The following is a 16,421-nucleotide window of genomic DNA, read 5'->3' as shown; positions in this document are numbered from 1 at the left end:
AGATATGCCTGCAGGAAATCTTATGGCCGCTGCAGGTTCAAGGTACAAATAAGTCTGGTCGGATCAGTAGGAAAAACCGGTTGCGTGAGGTGGGTTCAGAGACTAATGTTCGCCATATGTTCTAATTATTGGGATTTAAGAAATGTCTCTGAACTATGTCATGATCGGCTCAAATGATGTTGCCAAAGCACGCAGCTACTACGACGCGGTTGTCCCTCAGTTAGGTGGGAAAGTAATCGCCGAATACATGCCACATGCAGTTTGCTATGAGCTGCGCGGTGGCGGCAGCATGTGGGTCGCAACGCCCTTCGACAAAGAGGTTGCAACTGTCGGAAACGGCAACATGGTTGGCCTGCTATGTCAAAGCGAAGCGGAAGTACGTGAGGTGCACGCCGCCGCTATTGCCAATGGAGGTACTAACGAGGGCGATCCGGGTGAACGCCCGCAATATGGACCGAACTTCTACGGCGCCTATGCCCGCGACCCGGATGGAAACAAAATGAGCTTCGTCTATTTTAGTGAAGCAGACTGATCGCATTGTCGCCCACTGCGTAGCGGGGTTGCTAGAATGTTACCCCAGCATGGATTAAGATGCCGATGACCATCATCAGGTTCAAGATCATGGAAAGGCCGTTGCCCACATAGATGGGCAGCTTGCCGACCACCAGCCCGTAAGCGAACCACAAAAACGACAGCCCCGCATAAAGCGACCACGAGAGCAGCGACTGGCCGGTGGCGTGTTCGGAATGGGTAAAATAAAGCTTGATCAGTTGCGGCAACGTAGCGAAGGGGCCGACCACTCCGATGAAGACCATAAAGCCCTCGAACCGCTGCATCCAATGGCCGAGATTTGACTTTTCCAGTTTCTGGGCAAGTGTTTCAGCCACTCAATTCCCCTCCTGTTCCTGCGGCACCCGATAGGCGGGTCGTTCGTTCAGCCTGTTTCAGAGCAAAATAGTCGCTTTGAGCCGGGCATCCAAGATCAATTGCTGGGCGCGCTAGTCCAAACCTTCTTCACCCAGTAAGTGCCTGCCTTGCCGGTCTTCAACCTCGATTACCCAGAGATCAGGGTCAAAACTGCGTTGGCGGGTGATGGCGTTGTCCACCTCGCCCTCGGGGCCGGAAGAGAGTTCCACCCATTTACGCTCACCGCTCATCAGATCAAAACTTCGCTGAAATGCGGTGGCCTGCCCGTCAAGCGTATTCAGCTTGATCAGCACCGCGCCGGCGGTGTCGTCACCATGGGCCACGACAAAGACTGGTATTTCCTGAAATCGCAGCCGCGCCAGATAGGCATGCACCCAGAATTCCGCCGTCAGTCGGGTCATCCGTTACCGTCTTTGAAATCCAGACCCATTTCCGAATAACGCTCGGATTCTTCCAGCCAGTTGGGCCGGACCTTCACCTGTAGGAACAGGTGGATTTTTCGGTCGAGGAATTCTTCTAGTTCCGCCCGTGCGGCCTGACTGACAGCCTTGATCGTCTCACCGCGTTTGCCCAGCACAATGCCTTTGTGACCGTCGCGCATGACATAGATGACCTGATCAATCTTGGCCGAACCGTCCTTACGCTCTTCCCAGTTCTCGGTCTCGACGGTCAGCTGATAGGGAAGTTCCTGATGCAGGCGCAGGGTCAGCTTCTCGCGCGTCATCTCAGCGGCGATCATGCGCAAGGGCAAATCAGCGATCTGGTCTTCGGGGTAGAGCCACGGGCCTTCGGGCAGTTTCGAGGCCAGCCATTTGCGCAGATCGTCAACACCGTGGCCTTTCTCAGCCGAGATCATGAAAGTCTCGGCAAAGGGATAGCGGGCGTTCAGATCACTGGTGAGCGCCAGCAATTTCTCGGAAGGTACTTTGTCGATCTTGTTGATCGCGAGAGCGATGGTGCGGCCCTGCCCGATCTCTTCCAGACCTTCGAGGATGCGTTCGACACCTTCGGTGATGCCACGATGCGCTTCGACCATCAGTACGACCGCGTCGGCGTCAGCCGCCCCGCCCCACGCGGCGGCGACCATGGCGCGGTCCAGGCGACGGCGGGGTTTGAACAAACCCGGCGTGTCGACAAAAACCAATTGCGCATCACCCTCCATCGCCACCCCGCGAATGCGTGCGCGAGTGGTCTGAACCTTATGCGTCACGATCGAGACCTTGGCCCCGACCATGCGGTTCAGAAGGGTGGATTTGCCTGCGTTAGGCTCTCCGATCAGGGCGATAAATCCGGCGCGTGTGCTCATGTGTCCTGCGATCCTGTTTGCAAGTGCGCATCCCTATAGCAGAACGCATCTCTGGGCCAGAGGGATTTGTCGCATTGCGGTCATGCGTCAGGGGTGGCACCAAAGCAATGCGCCACGCCAATCCCAGCCAGGCGATCATCCTTTCAGAGAGGCGAGATGTGAAACGTCGGGAGTTTCTATTGGGCAGCGGGGCTGCCGCAGGTGCATTGGGACTGGGTGGGTTCGCGTTGGCGTCAAACCCGCAAGAGTTGGTGATCCAACCCGCAAGTTTTGCGCTACGTGATCAGGTGACGGACGGGATGGTCAGCCTGTCGCCGGACGCACCTCCCCCCATTCTGTATGGAAATCAGGGCGAGGTGATGCGGTTGCCGGTACGCAACACGCTGCCCGACTATACGGCGATGCATTGGCATGGCTTGCGTATTCCCAACGGGATGGACGGGGTGCCTTATCTTACGCAGATGCCAATGGGCGAAGGTGATCATTTCGACTATAAATTCATACCCCCGGACGCGGGCACCTATTGGTACCACCCTCATTGTATGACGATGGAGCAAATGGCGCACGGGTTGACTGGGGTCATGGTGATCGCCGAGGCCGAGGACCCGGGGTTTGACAGCGAGCAGGTGATCAACCTGCGCGATTTCCGGCTGGATGAGGCGGGCGCGTTTCTGCCCGCTTATACGCCGCGCGGAGCGGCTCGGGCGGGGACATTTGGCAATGTGCATACTGCAAATTGGTTGCAAGCGCCGGTTTATGATCACCCCGCCGGAGGTCTGGTTCGGTTGCGCGTGGTCAACACCGATACGACCCGGATTTACAAACTGAACCTCGACCATGCCGAGGCCCGGATTATCGCATGGGACGGGCATCCGGTGGACATTGACGTGCCTCTGCCCAGCGTTGCGGAGCCGTTACTGCTTGGCCCAGGCCAGCGTGTCGATTTCGCGGTGAAGATGCCCGAAGATGAAGGGCAGACCGTGAACCTGATGGCGAAGCTGCCCGGTCAGCCGCTGCGGTCCATGGTCGGGTTGCAGGCAGTTGGCGCGTCTGTGGCCCGGGATATGCGTGAGCTGAAACCGCTGGCCAAAAACCCCGTTGCACGGCCCGATCTGAACAAGGCCGAGCTGCACGAGTTTGTTTTCGGATGGACGCCGGAAGGCGGAGAGCCCAATAACGGCTTTTGTGGCTCGCTGGGCTATAATTTCTGGTCAATCAACCGCAAGCCATGGCCGGGAGATGCGGCGCAGGATCTGGGGCCTCTGGCCACTTTGCAGATGGGCAAAAGCTATGTTCTGCGGCTGCGCAATGAATCCCCCAACCTGCATCCGATCCATCTGCACGGATTGGTCTTTATGCCGCTTAAGTCAAACCTTCGCAAACTGCCACCGCTGATGACCGACACGATGCTATTGCTGAAAGATGAGGTGGTCGAGATCGCGCTGGTTGCGGACAATCCCGGCGATTGGGCGTTTCATTGCCATGTGATCGAACATCAGAAAACCGGATTGACCGGGTTCATTCGCGTGGTTTGATCTTACGGCGAAGTGTTCAATACCAGTACATGGTTCGGGTAGGCTTGGCCCCCGATCCGGAAATCTGTGACACCGACTTGCTCAAACCCTTTGGCTAGATAGAAATCGATTGCGGTCGTGTTCTCAGAATTGGTCGTCAGCCAAATTGACTGGCGCCCTTTTTCACGGGTGTAGTCGATCGCGATGTCCAGCAGCGATGAGCCGATGCCTTTACCATGATGGCGGGGCTGCACATAAAACGTCACGATCTCAAAATCGGAAAGCCCGTCCACAGGTGCAATGCGATTTTCCGCCAACCGAATGTATCCGTCGATCCCCTCTTCGTTTTCAGAGACCATCAAAAGGTCTTGGCCGTCCTGCAACAAGGCTTCGAACCGGGCGGTCGTGAACTCGGACAGTGCGAATTCGGCAAAGAAGGAATTCACGCCGCGCTTTAGGTAGGTTCCGACCCAGACCTCAATCGACAGGGCCGCGAGGCTGGCGGCATCGGCTTTCTGGGCGGGTCTGATCTTCATGATCTGGCCGCGCAGAGGATCAAGACAAATGTTCCAACAGAGCCTTTGCCGCTGCCTGTTCTGCCTGCCGTTTGGAGCCAGCGGTAGCTTGTGCCTCGGTCCCGTCCTGCAGTCGCGCGGCGATGGTGAAGATCGGGGCGTGGTCGGGGCCAGTGCGTTTGACTTCGACGTAAGCTGGCGGCTTCTGACCGCGGGCCTGCGCCCATTCCTGCAACGAGGTTTTGGCGTCGCGCGCGTCAGCCTCGACCTTGTGGATGCGGTCGCCCCAGAGGGCGAGGATCACGTCTCGGGCGGCCTCGAACCCTGCGTCGCGATAGATGGCAGCTATGACCGCCTCCATCGCGTCGCCCAGAAGGGCCTGTTTGCGACGGCCCCCGGAGAGCATCTCGGACCGGCCCAATTTCAGGACTGCCCCCAGATCGATCTGGCGGGCCACATCAGCACAGGACTCTTTGCGCACGAGTGCATTGAACCGGGGGGCCAACTGGCCTTCGGAGGCTTTTCTGTCCGCCTCAAGCAGTGCTGTGGCCATGACGAGACCCAGCACCCGGTCGCCCAGAAATTCCAGCCTTTGGTTGTCGGGGCGCGTGGCAGAAGACACTGAGCCGTGGGTCAACGCGCGCACCAACAGTTCGGGGTTGGAAAACTCATACCCCAAGCGTTTCTGGAACGCCTTTATCTCGGCCGATAGCTTCAATTGACCGCCTTGAAGAAGCGATCACCGCGCCATGTCCAGAAGAACAGCATCGAGCGACCTGCGGACGAGAACATGATCCGGTCGGCGCGTCCGATCAGGTTTTCGAAAGGTACAAAACCCACGCCGCCTGCGGATTGTGGCAGGCGGCTGTCAGCCGAGTTGTCGCGGTTGTCGCCCATGAAGAAATAGTGGCCTTCAGGCACAATGTAGATGCCAGTGTTGTCCGAACCCTGACTACCGATATTCAGCACATCATAGGAGACGCCGTTCGGCAGGGTTTCGATCAGGCGAGACTTTTCGCACAAACCACCGATACCCACGGGGCCGTTTTCACAGCGCGGGCGCAGACCTTGCGGGCCCTGCGGTTCGGCGATCTCGGTGAACACGCCGTCAGGTTGCTGAGGCACCGGTGTGTCATTCAGAATGATCTGGCCCTGACGAATTTGGATGCGGTCGCCCGGCAAGCCGATCAGGCGTTTGATATAGTCACGGCCAGTGATGGGATGGCGGAAGACGATGACATCACCCCGCTCAGGCTCACCGCCCAGAATGCGAGTGTTTTCATCGCCTTGCATCCAGCCACAGATATCTTCGGCATCGATGTTTAGACCGACGCTGGGGATGATCAGGCTGGGGCAGGAAGCGTAGGAGTATCCGTAAGCCATCTTGTTGACGAAGAGGAAGTCTCCGATCAGCAAGGTCTGCTTCATCGAACCGGAGGGAATCCAGAACGGCTGAAAGAAAAGCGTGCGGAAAACGCCCGCGATCAGCAGGGCGTAGACGATGGTTTTGATCGTCTCCCAAACGGCGTTTCCGGATTTGGCTTCCTCGGCCATACTGCTCTCTCCAGTCTATGCGTGGTTGGGGTGCTACATGCGTGTCAGGTGGGGGCAAGTCAAGGCTGTGCGGGCGCTTCTTGAAGCGGGCGAGCCTCGATCACCACAAAGGCCTGCGCCCAGGGGTGATCATCGGTCAGGGTGACGTGGATGATGGCCTCGTGCCCTTCGGGGGTTAGTTCTTTCAGGCGCTCGGCGGCCCAGCCGGTGACATGCATGACGGGTTGGCCTGTGCGCAGGTTGGTCACCGCCATGTCCTTCCACGCGATGCCCATGCGTAGACCGGTGCCCAAGGCTTTCGAGCACGCCTCTTTCGCGGCCCAGCGCTTGGCATAGGTTCCAGCGGTGTCAGCGCGGCGTTCGGCCTTGCGCTGCTCGGTCTCAGTGAAAACGCGGTTGCGGAACCGGTCGCCGAACCGGTCCAGCGTGCCCTGAATGCGGTCGATATTGGCGAGGTCGGTTCCGATTCCGAGGATCATGTCAAACCTCCAGCACCACAGTACCGAGCTTTTGACCGGCCTCGACCATAGCGTGTGCTTTTGCGGCCTCGCTGAGACCTCCACTGGGGACTACGGCGTGGGACAGTGCGCCTTGCTCCAACCACTGGCCTAAATGCGCTTCGCCGCGACGGCGGGCGGCGGGGTCGAGTTGGTATACGATCAGCATATGCAGACGGATGTTCTTGAACATGAAGCCGTAGAAATCCAGTTCCGGCTTCATTTGCGAGGCAGAGGCATAACTGGCGATGGTGCCGCCGGGGCGGATCATCGAAAGGGAAGCGGGCTGGTTGGCGGCGAAATCGACCTCGACGATGCGGTCTACGCCTGCACCGCTGGTCATGTCCATCACCGCCTCAACCACATCCTGCGTGCGGTAGTTGACCCACTCTGCCGCGCCGGAGTGGGCCGCTTTTTCATCTGAACTGACGGTGGTGATAACGCGCGCGCCGCCCAGCGCTGCCATCTGGCAGGCGTAGCGCCCGACCGTGCCAGCTCCGCCGGTGACAAGCACGGTTTTGTCGGTGATGGAACCGTCGCAATAGAGCGCGTACCACGCAGTCATGGCAGGGATGCCAAAACACGCGCCTTCGGCAAAGCTGGTGGTGTCGGGCAGAAACACAGCCTGATCGGCAGGCAGCGCGATGTATTCGGCCCCGGTGCCCAAGGCGCGTTGCCATTGGCCGTTCCAGATCCAGACACGTTCGCCGACGCGCGCGGGATCGACCCCTTCGCCTACGGCCTCAATCACGCCGGCTCCGTCCGAGTGGGGGACGACCAGCGGGTATTGCATCACCGCGCCCGGACGCGCGCCGCTGCGCAGCTTGACATCTGAGGGGTTGATGCCGCTGGCGTGGACTCGGACCAGAACGTCGCCTGCGCCCGGCTCAGGCGTGGGCAGCTCGACCAACTCAAGGACATCCGCCGCCGCACCGAATCTGCGATAGGTGATTGCTTTCATGACAGTCCCTCGTCTCCTATTGGTCAACCGTGTCAGGCATTTCCAGATCGAACACCAAGACGCCCTCGGCCCCGTCCACGCACAGCGCGACAAGCCGTGCGCCAAGTTGCTGGTGAGTTTCGTCACTGGCATAACGCCGCAGGTCGACCTCAGCCGCGAAATCCAGCGTGAAGCCGTAGGGATAGCCCGGGGATTTTGCCTCAAAGTCGCGATTTGGGCCGTGGATGAAGCCACCGCAGCCCGGCAAGCGGTCTGCGACCGCGCTCAGCCCATCCATCACTGCGGCAAGCTCTACCGCGTCATGATCGGGCCTGAGGCGCAGCATCACGCAATGTCGGATCATCCTTGCACCCCAGAGGTCATGACAAGCGCACCGTGAGGATCTTGTAGCTGGCGACGCCAAAGAAGCCCGCGAAGGCGAAATCAAACCAACGGCGGGCGCGGCGATAGGCGTTGACCATGCGTGCAGAGGAGAACAGGAAAGCGTAGCCGATGAAGATCAGCAGCGACCCTGCATAGAGCATGGCGAAATAGCCCAGCAGCATAGCAAGGCTCGCATCGTTGGGCGCGACGATGGCGTAGATCGAGCCCCAGCTCAGGATCGCCTTTGGATTGGTCAAGTGGATCGCCGCCCCTTTGGCGAAGATGGTGGACAGAGTGCCGGTGACCGGGTTGCCCAAAGCAACCTCATCCGAGGACAACGCGCGGCGCAGGGCCTTGAACGCCAGCCAGCCCAGATAAGCGACGCCGATATAGCGGATCACCTCAAACACCCAGACATTGGCCAGCATGATCGCAGACAACCCCAAAGCTGCGGCAATCCCCCACGCAGCAGAACCCGCACAGATACCCAGCGCAAAGGTCAGACCGGCGGTGCGGCCCTCATTCATCGCAGTACCCGCGATGCCCATCGTGGCAGGGCCCGGAGAGCCCCCAGCCATCAGCCAGGCAATCCAGATCGCCACAAGACCAGGGGTGATCATGCCCGCGCCTCGTCCATCAGGCGGCGCATTTCGTGGACCGCTGGTGTAAGGCCGCGGAAGATGGACTCGCCGATCAGGAAGTGGCCTATATTCAGCTCGCGCACTTCGGGGAAGGCGGCGACGGGTTGCACGGTTTCATAGGTCAGGCCGTGGCCTGCGTGAACCTCAAGGCCTAGTGAATGGGCATAGGCGGACATTTCGCGCAGGGCTTCGAGCTCGCGCGCGGATTCGTCCGGTTTGCCCTCGGCATGGAAATCGCAATAGGCGCCGGTGTGCAGCTCGATCACCTCGGCCCCGATGCGATGGGCGGCGTCGATCTGGCGCTGATCTGCGGCGATGAAAATCGACACGCGGCAACCGGCATCGCGCAGCGGCGCAATGAAATGGGCCAGCTTGTTTTCTTCGCGCGCAACTTCGAGCCCGCCTTCGGTTGTGCGTTCCTCGCGCTTTTCTGGAACGATGCAGACAGCGTGTGGCTTATGGCGCAGGGCGATTTTCTGCATCTCGTCCGTCGCGGCCATCTCGAAGTTCAGCGGTACCGACAAGATGTCCATCAACCCGTCGATATCGGCATCCGAGATGTGGCGGCGATCTTCTCGCAGATGTGCTGTGATGCCATCGGCCCCGGCCTCTTCCGCGATCCGGGCGGCGCGTAGTGGGTCGGGATAGGCCCCGCCGCGCGCATTCCGCACGGTGGCTACGTGGTCGATATTCACGCCCAGACGCAAACGGTTGTCAGACATCTTTCGAATCCTTCATTGTCCCTGAAGACGAGCCTAGTGGGTTTGTCACTGAAACGTCAGCCTCTGCCTGTGCCAAACGTTTGATTTGTTCAAACTTTGCTTTGATCCGGGAGCGGCGGCGCTGCTGGTATGTGCGGATCAGCGGCAGGCTGAGATAGCCGCAGACAACACCGGCCACAATGCCCGGAATGACACCGCCAACCATGTAAGGAAAGAACACATCGTCATAGAAGCGGCTGAGCCCATGCCAGTCAGCTTCGCGACCGGTGAACATCGCAATGCAATTGTCTTTGAGATCACCCATTGCATCGGCGAACTTCCCCATCAACCCGTGCGTGTCGTGCTCACGATATCGGGTACCCAACAGGAAATGCCCGGTTTGCAAGCTCACCACCCCGATCGGCACATAGGTCAGAGGATTGCCGAAGAATGTTCCGCTGAGGGCAGCCAATATGTTGCCATTGAGCAATCGAGCCAGCACGGCGGCGACGAGAAAATGCAAGCCATAAAATGGTGTAAACGAGGCAAAAACCCCTGCCCCGATGCCACGCGCGATGCGTTCAGGGGTGTCAGGCAGGCGGCGCACCCGATGTTTGACATAGTGAAAGGCACGGGTCCATCCGCCGCGCGGATAAACAAACTCTGACGCGACTTGGACAGGCGAGCGGCGATCTCGGCGCTTGAAAACCACTCGTGATCACCCCTTCTCAGCCAGCCGCGACGGCAGTTTTCTTGCTTTCCCGATACCGTTCGACCGCGGCAACATCGCTTTCCGCCTCAAGCATCAGCATCAGCGAGTGCAGTTGTTCAAGATCGCGCAGTTCGACGTTGATCATCAGGCGGTAAAAATCAGGTTTGCGGTCGACGAATTCGAGGTTCGAAATATTGGCCTTTTTCTCTCCGATCAATGTGCAAATACGCCCCAGTACCCCGGCATCGTTACCGATAGTCAGATCAAGCGTCGCTCCATAGACAGCCGGGTGCGTGCCCGCATGCCAGTGCAGATCGACCCAGCGCTCGGGTTCATTTTCGAACTCGGTCAGACGGTCGCAGTCGATGGCGTGCACCTCAACGCCCCTGCCGCGATATGTGATGCCAACGATGCGTTCACCCGGCAATGGCTGGCAACAAGGCGCACGGTCGAATTTCTGGCCGGGTTCAAGCCCGATCACAGCGCGGCGGGGCGAAATCGCGTCGCCATCGTCCTTGGTGAGCTCGGGATATACAGCCTCGACCACCTCATGGGCGGTCAGTTCTGCGCTGCCCAGACGGGCCAACAATTCGTGTCGGTCTTTCAATCGCAGGTGTTTTGCAGCGGTATCCAATGCCTTGTCGGTGGCCTTGCGGCCGACGTTTTCAAACCCTGCGCGAGCCAGTTCTTTACCCAGCTTGATGAAGCGTTCTCGATCAACCTCACGCAAGGCGCGGCGGATCGAGGTGCGGGCTTTGCCGGTGACTGCGATCTCAAGCCATGTGACCTGTGGGCTCTGGCCATCGGCGGTGATGATATCCACCGATTGTCCGTTCTTGAGCCGGGTCCAGAGCGGCACACGAATTCCATCCACCTTGGCCCCAACACAGGCATGGCCGATACGGGTGTGGATTGCATAAGCAAAATCGATCGGTGTTGCCCCGCGCGGCAGTTTCACCACGTCGCCCTTAGGGGTGAAACAGAACACCTGGTCCGAATACATTTCGAGCTTGACCGCTTCGAGGAAGTCTTCGTGATCATCTTCGCTGTCGAACTGTTCCGTCAGGTTTGCGATCCATTTGGCCGGGTCCACGGCAAAGGGGTTTTCGGACCGGACACCATCGCGATAGGACCAGTGCGCTGCCACGCCGGTTTCGGCGACGTCGTGCATCTGGCGGGTGCGGATCTGAACCTCGACCCGTTTACCGTCGCGCCCGGACACAGTCGTGTGGATCGAGCGGTAACCGTTCGATTTCGGCTGGCTGATATAGTCCTTGAACCGTCCCGGCACCGCGCGCCAACGCTGGTGGATCGCGCCGAGGGTGCGATAGCAGTCTTCCTCAGACCCGGTAATGATACGGAACCCATAGATGTCGGACAGGCGCGAGAAGCCTTGGTCTTTCTCCTGCATCTTGCGCCAGATAGAATAGGGTTTCTTGGCTCGGCCAAAGACTTCGGCCTCGATCCCGGCTTTTTCCAGTTCGTGCCGCATGTCGCCGGTGATGCGGTGGATCACGTCGCCAGTTTCACGCTGCAAGGTGATGAAGCGGCGGATGATTGACTGGCGGCCTTCGGGGTTTAGGACACGGAAGGCGAGGTCCTCAAGTTCCTCGCGCATCCATTGCATCCCCATGCGACCCGCAAGCGGTGCGTAGATATCCATCGTCTCGCGCGCTTTTTGCACCTGCTTTTCGGGGCGCATCGCCTTGATGGTACGCATATTGTGCAGACGGTCGGCGAGCTTGACCAGAATGACCCTAAGGTCCTTGGACATGGCCATGAACAGTTTGCGGAAGTTTTCGGCCTGCTTGGTCTCGCGGCTGGAAAGCTGCAGGTTGGTCAGCTTGGTGACGCCATCGACCAGCTTGGCGACCTCATCGCCGAACAGTTCGGAAACCTTGCCATAGCTGGCCTTGGTGTCTTCGATCGTGTCGTGCAGCAGGGCCGTTATGATGGTCGCATCATCCAGACGCTGTTCGGTCAGGATGGCGGCAACGGCAACGGGATGAGAGAAATAGGGTTCGCCCGAGTGGCGGAACTGCCCTTCATGCATCTGTAGTCCAAATTCATAGGCCCGTTCGATGCGCTCGGCATTTGTCTTGGGGTTGTAATTGCGGACCAGCGCAATCAGGTCTTCTGCTGAAATCATCCGGTCCGCACCTTTGTCGCTGGGAATTACCCCTGGCCCTGAGCCTCCATCAGAGCACGCAGGAGCTTTTCTTCCGACATGTCGTCATCCGCAGGCTTGTCGGATTCCGCACCCATCAGCAGAGCCATCTGATCTTCTTCGGGCTCATCAACCTCGATCTGGGTCTGGTTGGCCTCGATCAGACGCTCGCGCAGTTCATCAGCGCTTTGAGTTTCATCGGCGATTTCGCGCAGCGAGACAACGGGGTTCTTGTCGTTGTCGCGATCAACAGTGATCGGGCCACCGGCGGAAATCTCGCGCGCCCGGTGGGCTGCAAGCATCACCAGTTCGAACCGGTTCGGGACCTTGTCTACACAATCTTCGACCGTAACGCGGGCCATGGGGCGCTCTCCGTAAATGAATCCGTGGCAGGAAGGGGTTTATCTAAGCGCGAATCCCCGCCTTGACAAGCAGGAAATGCCGCAAATGCGAGGATCACAGAGGCTTAACCTCTGCCACGTCCTCGCGTGGCAGTGCGGCAACCATCTGCGTGACTGTCTTGTCCAGTACTGGATGGCGCCAATCGGGGGCAACATCTGCCATCGGCACCAACACAAATGCGCGGTCCTGCAGACGTGGATGCGGCAGGATCAAGTGTTCCGGAGCGGATATGGCCTGTTGTTCATGCGGAAGGGTCAGCCAGCGGTGATATTCCACATCATCCGGTAGCACCAAATCGTCCCAACAGACCAGATCAAGGTCCAGCGTGCGCATCCCCCAACGCTGTTCGCGGGCGCGCTCGAAATCATGTTCGATACGGTGCAGCAGCGCCAGAACCTCGTGCGGGCTCTGATCCGTTTCAATCGAAACCGCCGCATTAACGTAGTCTGGCCCGGCCCCCGCAGGAAAGCAGGGCGTGGCAAAAAACCGACTTTTTGCGCGAATCACCAAGCCAGCCTCGGCCATTGCGACCAATGATTGCTCAAGTGTCACCTTGGGCCCATTACCTCTCAGACTGAGATTTGCACCAAGGGCAATGACCGCTTTTGACAAAGATTTGTCCACTTCTAACCCCATATTCGGAACAGAGAATGCTTGCGATGTAGGCAAAAAGGCCTATTTTAGAGGCACCATTGCACTGACCAATTCATTTTCACTCACGGAGCTCACGGTGCGGTGGCTTACACCGGAAGGACCATTTTATGTTTTACAAGGACGAACGGCTAGCGCTGTTCATCGACGGCTCGAATCTTTATGCAGCCGCCAAAGCACTGGGGTTTGACATCGACTACAAGTTGCTGCGCCAAGAATTCATGCGCAGAGGCAAACTGCTTAGAGCTTTCTACTACACAGCGCTACTGGAAAATGACGAGTATTCGCCGATTAGACCTTTGGTGGACTGGCTGCATTACAACGGCTTCACCATGGTCACCAAACCGGCCAAAGAATACACCGACAGCATGGGGCGTCGGAAAGTCAAAGGAAACATGGACATCGAGTTGACCGTTGATGCCATGGAATTGGCACCACGTGTAGATCATATCGTGCTGTTCTCGGGCGATGGGGATTTCCGCCCGCTGATTGCCAGCCTGCAGCGTCAGGGCGTGCGCGTTTCGGTTGTCTCGACCATTCGCAGCCAGCCACCGATGATTTCGGACGAGCTGCGCCGTCAGGCCGACAACTTTATCGAGCTGGAGGACCTGCGCGACGTGATCGGAAGACCTCCGCGCGAGATGCCGCTCGAACCGCGCAGCGTCGCCGCTGCGGGCGGTCAGTAACACCAAGCCCGATTACCCACTCACCATGTGGGGCGATGACATGTACGGCCAGGGCTAAAAGCCCTGGCCGCGCTACTTTTAAAGGGATAGGTGCTAAAAACACCCCTTTGCTAACAGCGATTCATGTCAGGTAAATGACGTGCTGCTGTCTGGACCATGGCAATGAAAAGACCTAGGTGTCTCAGGCAAGGAGACCGCCCATGACCAAGCCACCACTGATATTGTATCTTGCCGCCCCACGCGGGTTTTGCGCCGGAGTGGATCGGGCAATCAAGATCGTTGAAATGGCTCTGCAGAAATGGGGCGCGCCGGTCTATGTGCGTCACGAGATCGTGCATAACAAATTCGTTGTAGATGGGCTGCGCGCCAAGGGCGCGGTGTTCGTCGAAGAACTGGACGAATGTCCAAACGACCGCCCGGTGATCTTTTCCGCCCACGGTGTACCAAAATCCGTACCTGCCACTGCCGCCCAGCGCGAGATGATCTATGTCGACGCCACCTGTCCGCTAGTGTCTAAGGTGCATGTCGAGGCGCAGCGCCACGCCGATGCCGGGCTGCAGATGATCATGATCGGTCACAAAGGCCACCCCGAAACCATCGGCACCATGGGACAACTGCCTGAAGGCGAGGTGCTGCTGGTTGAAACGGTTGAGGACGTGTCGCAGGTTGCTGTGCGGGATCCCGATAAACTGGCTTTTGTCACCCAAACCACTCTGTCGGTGGATGACACAAAGGATATCATTGCAGCGTTAGAAGCCCGGTTCCCCGCCATCGTTGGGCCGCATAAAGAAGATATCTGCTATGCAACCACCAACCGGCAAGAAGCGGTAAAAGCGGTTGCGCCGAAATCCGATGCGCTGCTGGTGGTCGGAGCGCCGAATTCGTCAAACTCGCGCCGTCTGGTCGAGGTCGCCTCACGTGCGGGCTGCAATTATGCACAGCTTGTCCAACGCGCGACTGAGATCGATTGGCGGGCGCTGGAGGGTATCGCGAGCGTTGCGGTTACTGCAGGGGCCTCGGCCCCCGAAGTATTAGTGAACGAGGTTATCGAAGCCTTCCGCGACCATTATGACGTGACGGTCGAGCTGGTCGAAACCGCGACAGAAAACGTAGAGTTCAAAGTGCCGCGTGTTCTGCGGGTGCCTGCATGACTCAGGACAAACGCACGATTGACGCCTACACTGCGCGGGTCGCCGATTATCTGAAAATCCCCCTGCCCCCCGAACAGCTTGAGGCCCGGCAGGCCTTTGCGGATGCGGTCGAGGCGGGCGGATATGTATTGGATCTGGGCTCGGGGCCCGGATCGGACAGCGCGTTTTTGATGCGCCAAGGGCTAAAGGTGCGGGCGCTGGATGCCACGCCGACCTTTGTCGAACACGCACGCGACAATGGCGTCGATGCCTATCTGGGCACTTTCGATGACGTCACCGAAGCCAAGGAATATGACGGCGTTTATGCCAGCTTTTCGCTACTGCACGCGCCCCGATCCGATTTCCCGCGTCATCTAAGCGCGATCCACAAGGCACTGAAATCCGGCGGTCAGTTGTTTCTGGGCATGAAGCTTGGAACGGGTGAGCATCGCGACGATATTAACCGCTATTATACCTATTATACTCAGCCCGAGATAGAAGAGGCTCTGACCACGGCCGGGTTCACCATCGACCGCACCGTGCAGGGGATCGGCAAAGGTCTCGCCGGGTCTTATGACGGGTTCATTCTGGTGTTTGCCCATGCCTGATTTGTTTGCCTATACCGATGGCGCCTGTTCCGGCAATCCCGGCCCCGGTGGTTGGGGCGTGCTGCTACGCGCGATGGATGGTGATACCGTTCTGAAAGAGCGCGAATTGAACGGCGGAGAGGCCGAGACCACCAACAACCGGATGGAACTGTTGGCTGCGATCAGCGCGCTGGAAACGCTAGAGCGAGCATCTGTGATCACCATCGTCACCGACAGCGCCTATGTAAAAAATGGCGTCACCGGCTGGATTTTCGGTTGGAAGCGAAACGGCTGGAAGACCTCGAACAAGAAGCCGGTCAAGAATGTTGATCTGTGGCAGCGGTTGGATGAGGCGCAAGAGCGGCATCAGGTGACTTGGGAATGGGTCAAGGGCCACGCAGGCCACCCCGAGAATGAGCGCGCGGATGAACTGGCGCGTGCGGGCATGGCACCGTTTAAACCCAAAAAGGCGCAGGCGTGAGCGGGCTTGCCCTGCTGGATTATGCCTCGGTTCTGGTCTTTGCGCTGACCGGGGCCTTGGTCGCCAGCCGGGCGCAGCTGGATCTGGTGGGGTTTGCCTTCATCGCCTGCCTGACAGCGGTGGGCGGCGGCACGGTGCGCGACCTGCTGCTGGATCGACATCCCGTGTTTTGGGTCGGGCAACCCGACTATATCCTGATTGTCTGCGGCGCCGCAGTGCTGGTGTTCTTTACCGCACATCTGGTTGAAAGCCGGTATAATTGGCTGATTTGGCTGGACAGCTTTGCCCTGTCCATCGCGGTGGCTGCAGGCACGGGCGCGGCCCTGTCGCTGGGACAGGCCGGCGTCATTGTGGTGCTGATGGGTGTGACCACCGGTTGCCTCGGCGGGCTGATGCGCGATGTGGTCTGCAATGAGGTGCCGCTGGTGCTGAAACAGGGTCAGCTTTATGTTTCCTGCGCCTTTGCCGGTGCCCTGACAGCGGTATTGGCGGCTCAGCTTGGGTTAACCGGCCTGCCGGCATTGGGGCTATGCGCCTTGGTCTGCTGGTCGCTGCGGGCCGGATCGCTGCTGTTCGGTTGGCAGTTGCCGGTTTACAAGGCCCGACCGCCTCGGCAATAGGATACA

22 protein-coding genes are annotated in these 16,421 nt (G+C 58.8%); 7 read left to right on the top strand and 15 right to left on the bottom strand.

The window, feature by feature from the left end:
* Positions 1 to 142 precede the first annotated feature (142 nt).
* On the top strand, positions 143 to 532 hold the full coding sequence (locus ACRZ91_RS08160) for a VOC family protein (protein WP_010437704.1): 390 nt from the start codon (positions 143 to 145) through the stop codon (positions 530 to 532).
* A gap of 31 nt (positions 533 to 563) precedes the next feature.
* Here ACRZ91_RS08160 and ACRZ91_RS08155 read toward each other — a convergent pair whose 3' ends face one another.
* The 3 genes from ACRZ91_RS08155 to era all read right to left on the bottom strand — a co-directional run bounded on the left by ACRZ91_RS08155 (position 564) and on the right by era (position 2,233).
* The gene (locus ACRZ91_RS08155) at positions 564 to 887 is read right to left on the bottom strand and encodes a SemiSWEET transporter (protein WP_170475855.1); all 324 of its coding nucleotides are present in this window, start codon (positions 885 to 887) and stop codon (positions 564 to 566) included.
* Between the two features lie 111 nt (positions 888 to 998).
* Entirely contained in the window at positions 999 to 1,328 is a 330-nt protein-coding gene (locus tag ACRZ91_RS08150; RefSeq protein ID WP_480904069.1) for a DUF1491 family protein, read from the bottom strand.
* Positions 1,325 to 2,233 (bottom strand): GTPase Era, encoded by a 909-nt coding sequence (era, locus tag ACRZ91_RS08145; protein WP_480904067.1) that lies wholly within the window; start codon positions 2,231 to 2,233, stop codon positions 1,325 to 1,327. The genes ACRZ91_RS08150 and era overlap by 4 nt, the downstream gene beginning before the upstream one ends.
* A 158-nt stretch (positions 2,234 to 2,391) precedes the next feature.
* Here era and ACRZ91_RS08140 point away from each other — a divergent pair, with 158 nt between their 5' ends.
* Positions 2,392 to 3,768 (top strand): multicopper oxidase family protein, encoded by a 1,377-nt coding sequence (locus tag ACRZ91_RS08140; protein ID WP_480904132.1) that lies wholly within the window; start codon positions 2,392 to 2,394, stop codon positions 3,766 to 3,768.
* Positions 3,769 to 3,770: 2 nt separating this feature from the next.
* Here the strand turns inward: ACRZ91_RS08140 and ACRZ91_RS08135 are convergent, their stop codons facing one another.
* The 12 genes from ACRZ91_RS08135 to folK form a co-directional block, all read right to left on the bottom strand.
* Positions 3,771 to 4,283 (bottom strand): GNAT family N-acetyltransferase, encoded by a 513-nt coding sequence (locus ACRZ91_RS08135; RefSeq protein ID WP_480904064.1) that lies wholly within the window; start codon positions 4,281 to 4,283, stop codon positions 3,771 to 3,773.
* A gap of 19 nt (positions 4,284 to 4,302) precedes the next feature.
* Positions 4,303 to 4,980, bottom strand: coding sequence for a ribonuclease III (gene rnc, locus ACRZ91_RS08130; protein WP_480904061.1), 678 nt, complete (start codon positions 4,978 to 4,980; stop codon positions 4,303 to 4,305).
* Positions 4,977 to 5,816: a signal peptidase I gene (lepB, locus tag ACRZ91_RS08125; protein ID WP_170543061.1), complete on the bottom strand. Its 840-nt coding sequence runs from the start codon at positions 5,814 to 5,816 to the stop codon at positions 4,977 to 4,979. Before lepB ends, rnc begins: the two co-directional genes overlap by 4 nt.
* A gap of 59 nt (positions 5,817 to 5,875) precedes the next feature.
* Positions 5,876 to 6,295, bottom strand: coding sequence for a holo-ACP synthase (gene acpS / locus ACRZ91_RS08120; RefSeq protein WP_170771011.1), 420 nt, complete (start codon positions 6,293 to 6,295; stop codon positions 5,876 to 5,878).
* Position 6,296: 1 nt separating this feature from the next.
* Positions 6,297 to 7,274, bottom strand: coding sequence for an NADPH:quinone reductase (locus ACRZ91_RS08115; RefSeq protein WP_480904057.1), 978 nt, complete (start codon positions 7,272 to 7,274; stop codon positions 6,297 to 6,299).
* Positions 7,275 to 7,290: 16 nt separating this feature from the next.
* Positions 7,291 to 7,617, bottom strand: coding sequence for a Dabb family protein (locus ACRZ91_RS08110; protein ID WP_480717373.1), 327 nt, complete (start codon positions 7,615 to 7,617; stop codon positions 7,291 to 7,293).
* Between the two features lie 16 nt (positions 7,618 to 7,633).
* Positions 7,634 to 8,257, bottom strand: coding sequence for a LysE family translocator (locus ACRZ91_RS08105; RefSeq protein ID WP_480904054.1), 624 nt, complete (start codon positions 8,255 to 8,257; stop codon positions 7,634 to 7,636).
* Positions 8,254 to 9,000: a pyridoxine 5'-phosphate synthase gene (locus tag ACRZ91_RS08100; protein WP_170543051.1), complete on the bottom strand. Its 747-nt coding sequence runs from the start codon at positions 8,998 to 9,000 to the stop codon at positions 8,254 to 8,256. Before ACRZ91_RS08100 ends, ACRZ91_RS08105 begins: the two co-directional genes overlap by 4 nt.
* On the bottom strand, positions 8,993 to 9,691 hold the full coding sequence (locus ACRZ91_RS08095) for a DUF2062 domain-containing protein (protein WP_010437684.1): 699 nt from the start codon (positions 9,689 to 9,691) through the stop codon (positions 8,993 to 8,995). The genes ACRZ91_RS08100 and ACRZ91_RS08095 overlap by 8 nt, the downstream gene beginning before the upstream one ends.
* Positions 9,692 to 9,707: 16 nt before the next feature.
* A complete protein-coding gene (locus tag ACRZ91_RS08090; protein ID WP_170771022.1) occupies positions 9,708 to 11,840 on the bottom strand; it encodes a RelA/SpoT family protein in 2,133 nt (710 codons plus the stop codon).
* A 26-nt stretch (positions 11,841 to 11,866) separates the two neighbouring features.
* A complete protein-coding gene (gene rpoZ, locus ACRZ91_RS08085; RefSeq protein ID WP_010437681.1) occupies positions 11,867 to 12,220 on the bottom strand; it encodes a DNA-directed RNA polymerase subunit omega in 354 nt (117 codons plus the stop codon).
* 94 nt (positions 12,221 to 12,314) lie between these two features.
* Positions 12,315 to 12,896: a 2-amino-4-hydroxy-6-hydroxymethyldihydropteridine diphosphokinase gene (gene folK / locus ACRZ91_RS08080; protein WP_480904129.1), complete on the bottom strand. Its 582-nt coding sequence runs from the start codon at positions 12,894 to 12,896 to the stop codon at positions 12,315 to 12,317.
* A 125-nt stretch (positions 12,897 to 13,021) separates the two neighbouring features.
* Here folK and ACRZ91_RS08075 point away from each other — a divergent pair, with 125 nt between their 5' ends.
* The 5 genes from ACRZ91_RS08075 (at position 13,022) to ACRZ91_RS08055 (ending at position 16,415) form a co-directional block, all read left to right on the top strand.
* On the top strand, positions 13,022 to 13,597 hold the full coding sequence (locus ACRZ91_RS08075) for a LabA-like NYN domain-containing protein (protein ID WP_010437678.1): 576 nt from the start codon (positions 13,022 to 13,024) through the stop codon (positions 13,595 to 13,597).
* A gap of 200 nt (positions 13,598 to 13,797) precedes the next feature.
* On the top strand, positions 13,798 to 14,748 hold the full coding sequence (gene ispH, locus ACRZ91_RS08070) for a 4-hydroxy-3-methylbut-2-enyl diphosphate reductase (protein ID WP_170475826.1): 951 nt from the start codon (positions 13,798 to 13,800) through the stop codon (positions 14,746 to 14,748).
* The gene (locus tag ACRZ91_RS08065; protein ID WP_170475824.1) at positions 14,745 to 15,335 is read left to right on the top strand and encodes a class I SAM-dependent methyltransferase; all 591 of its coding nucleotides are present in this window, start codon (positions 14,745 to 14,747) and stop codon (positions 15,333 to 15,335) included. Before ispH ends, ACRZ91_RS08065 begins: the two co-directional genes overlap by 4 nt.
* Positions 15,328 to 15,795 (top strand): ribonuclease HI, encoded by a 468-nt coding sequence (rnhA, locus tag ACRZ91_RS08060; RefSeq protein ID WP_170475822.1) that lies wholly within the window; start codon positions 15,328 to 15,330, stop codon positions 15,793 to 15,795. The genes ACRZ91_RS08065 and rnhA overlap by 8 nt, the downstream gene beginning before the upstream one ends.
* The gene (locus ACRZ91_RS08055; protein ID WP_480904048.1) at positions 15,792 to 16,415 is read left to right on the top strand and encodes a trimeric intracellular cation channel family protein; all 624 of its coding nucleotides are present in this window, start codon (positions 15,792 to 15,794) and stop codon (positions 16,413 to 16,415) included. Before rnhA ends, ACRZ91_RS08055 begins: the two co-directional genes overlap by 4 nt.
* Positions 16,416 to 16,421: the final 6 nt, after the last annotated feature.

The organism is Ruegeria sp. O11 (assembly GCF_056535285.1).
Note: the sequence above shows the minus strand (reverse complement) of the source record. Positions and strands in the feature narration are given on the sequence as shown.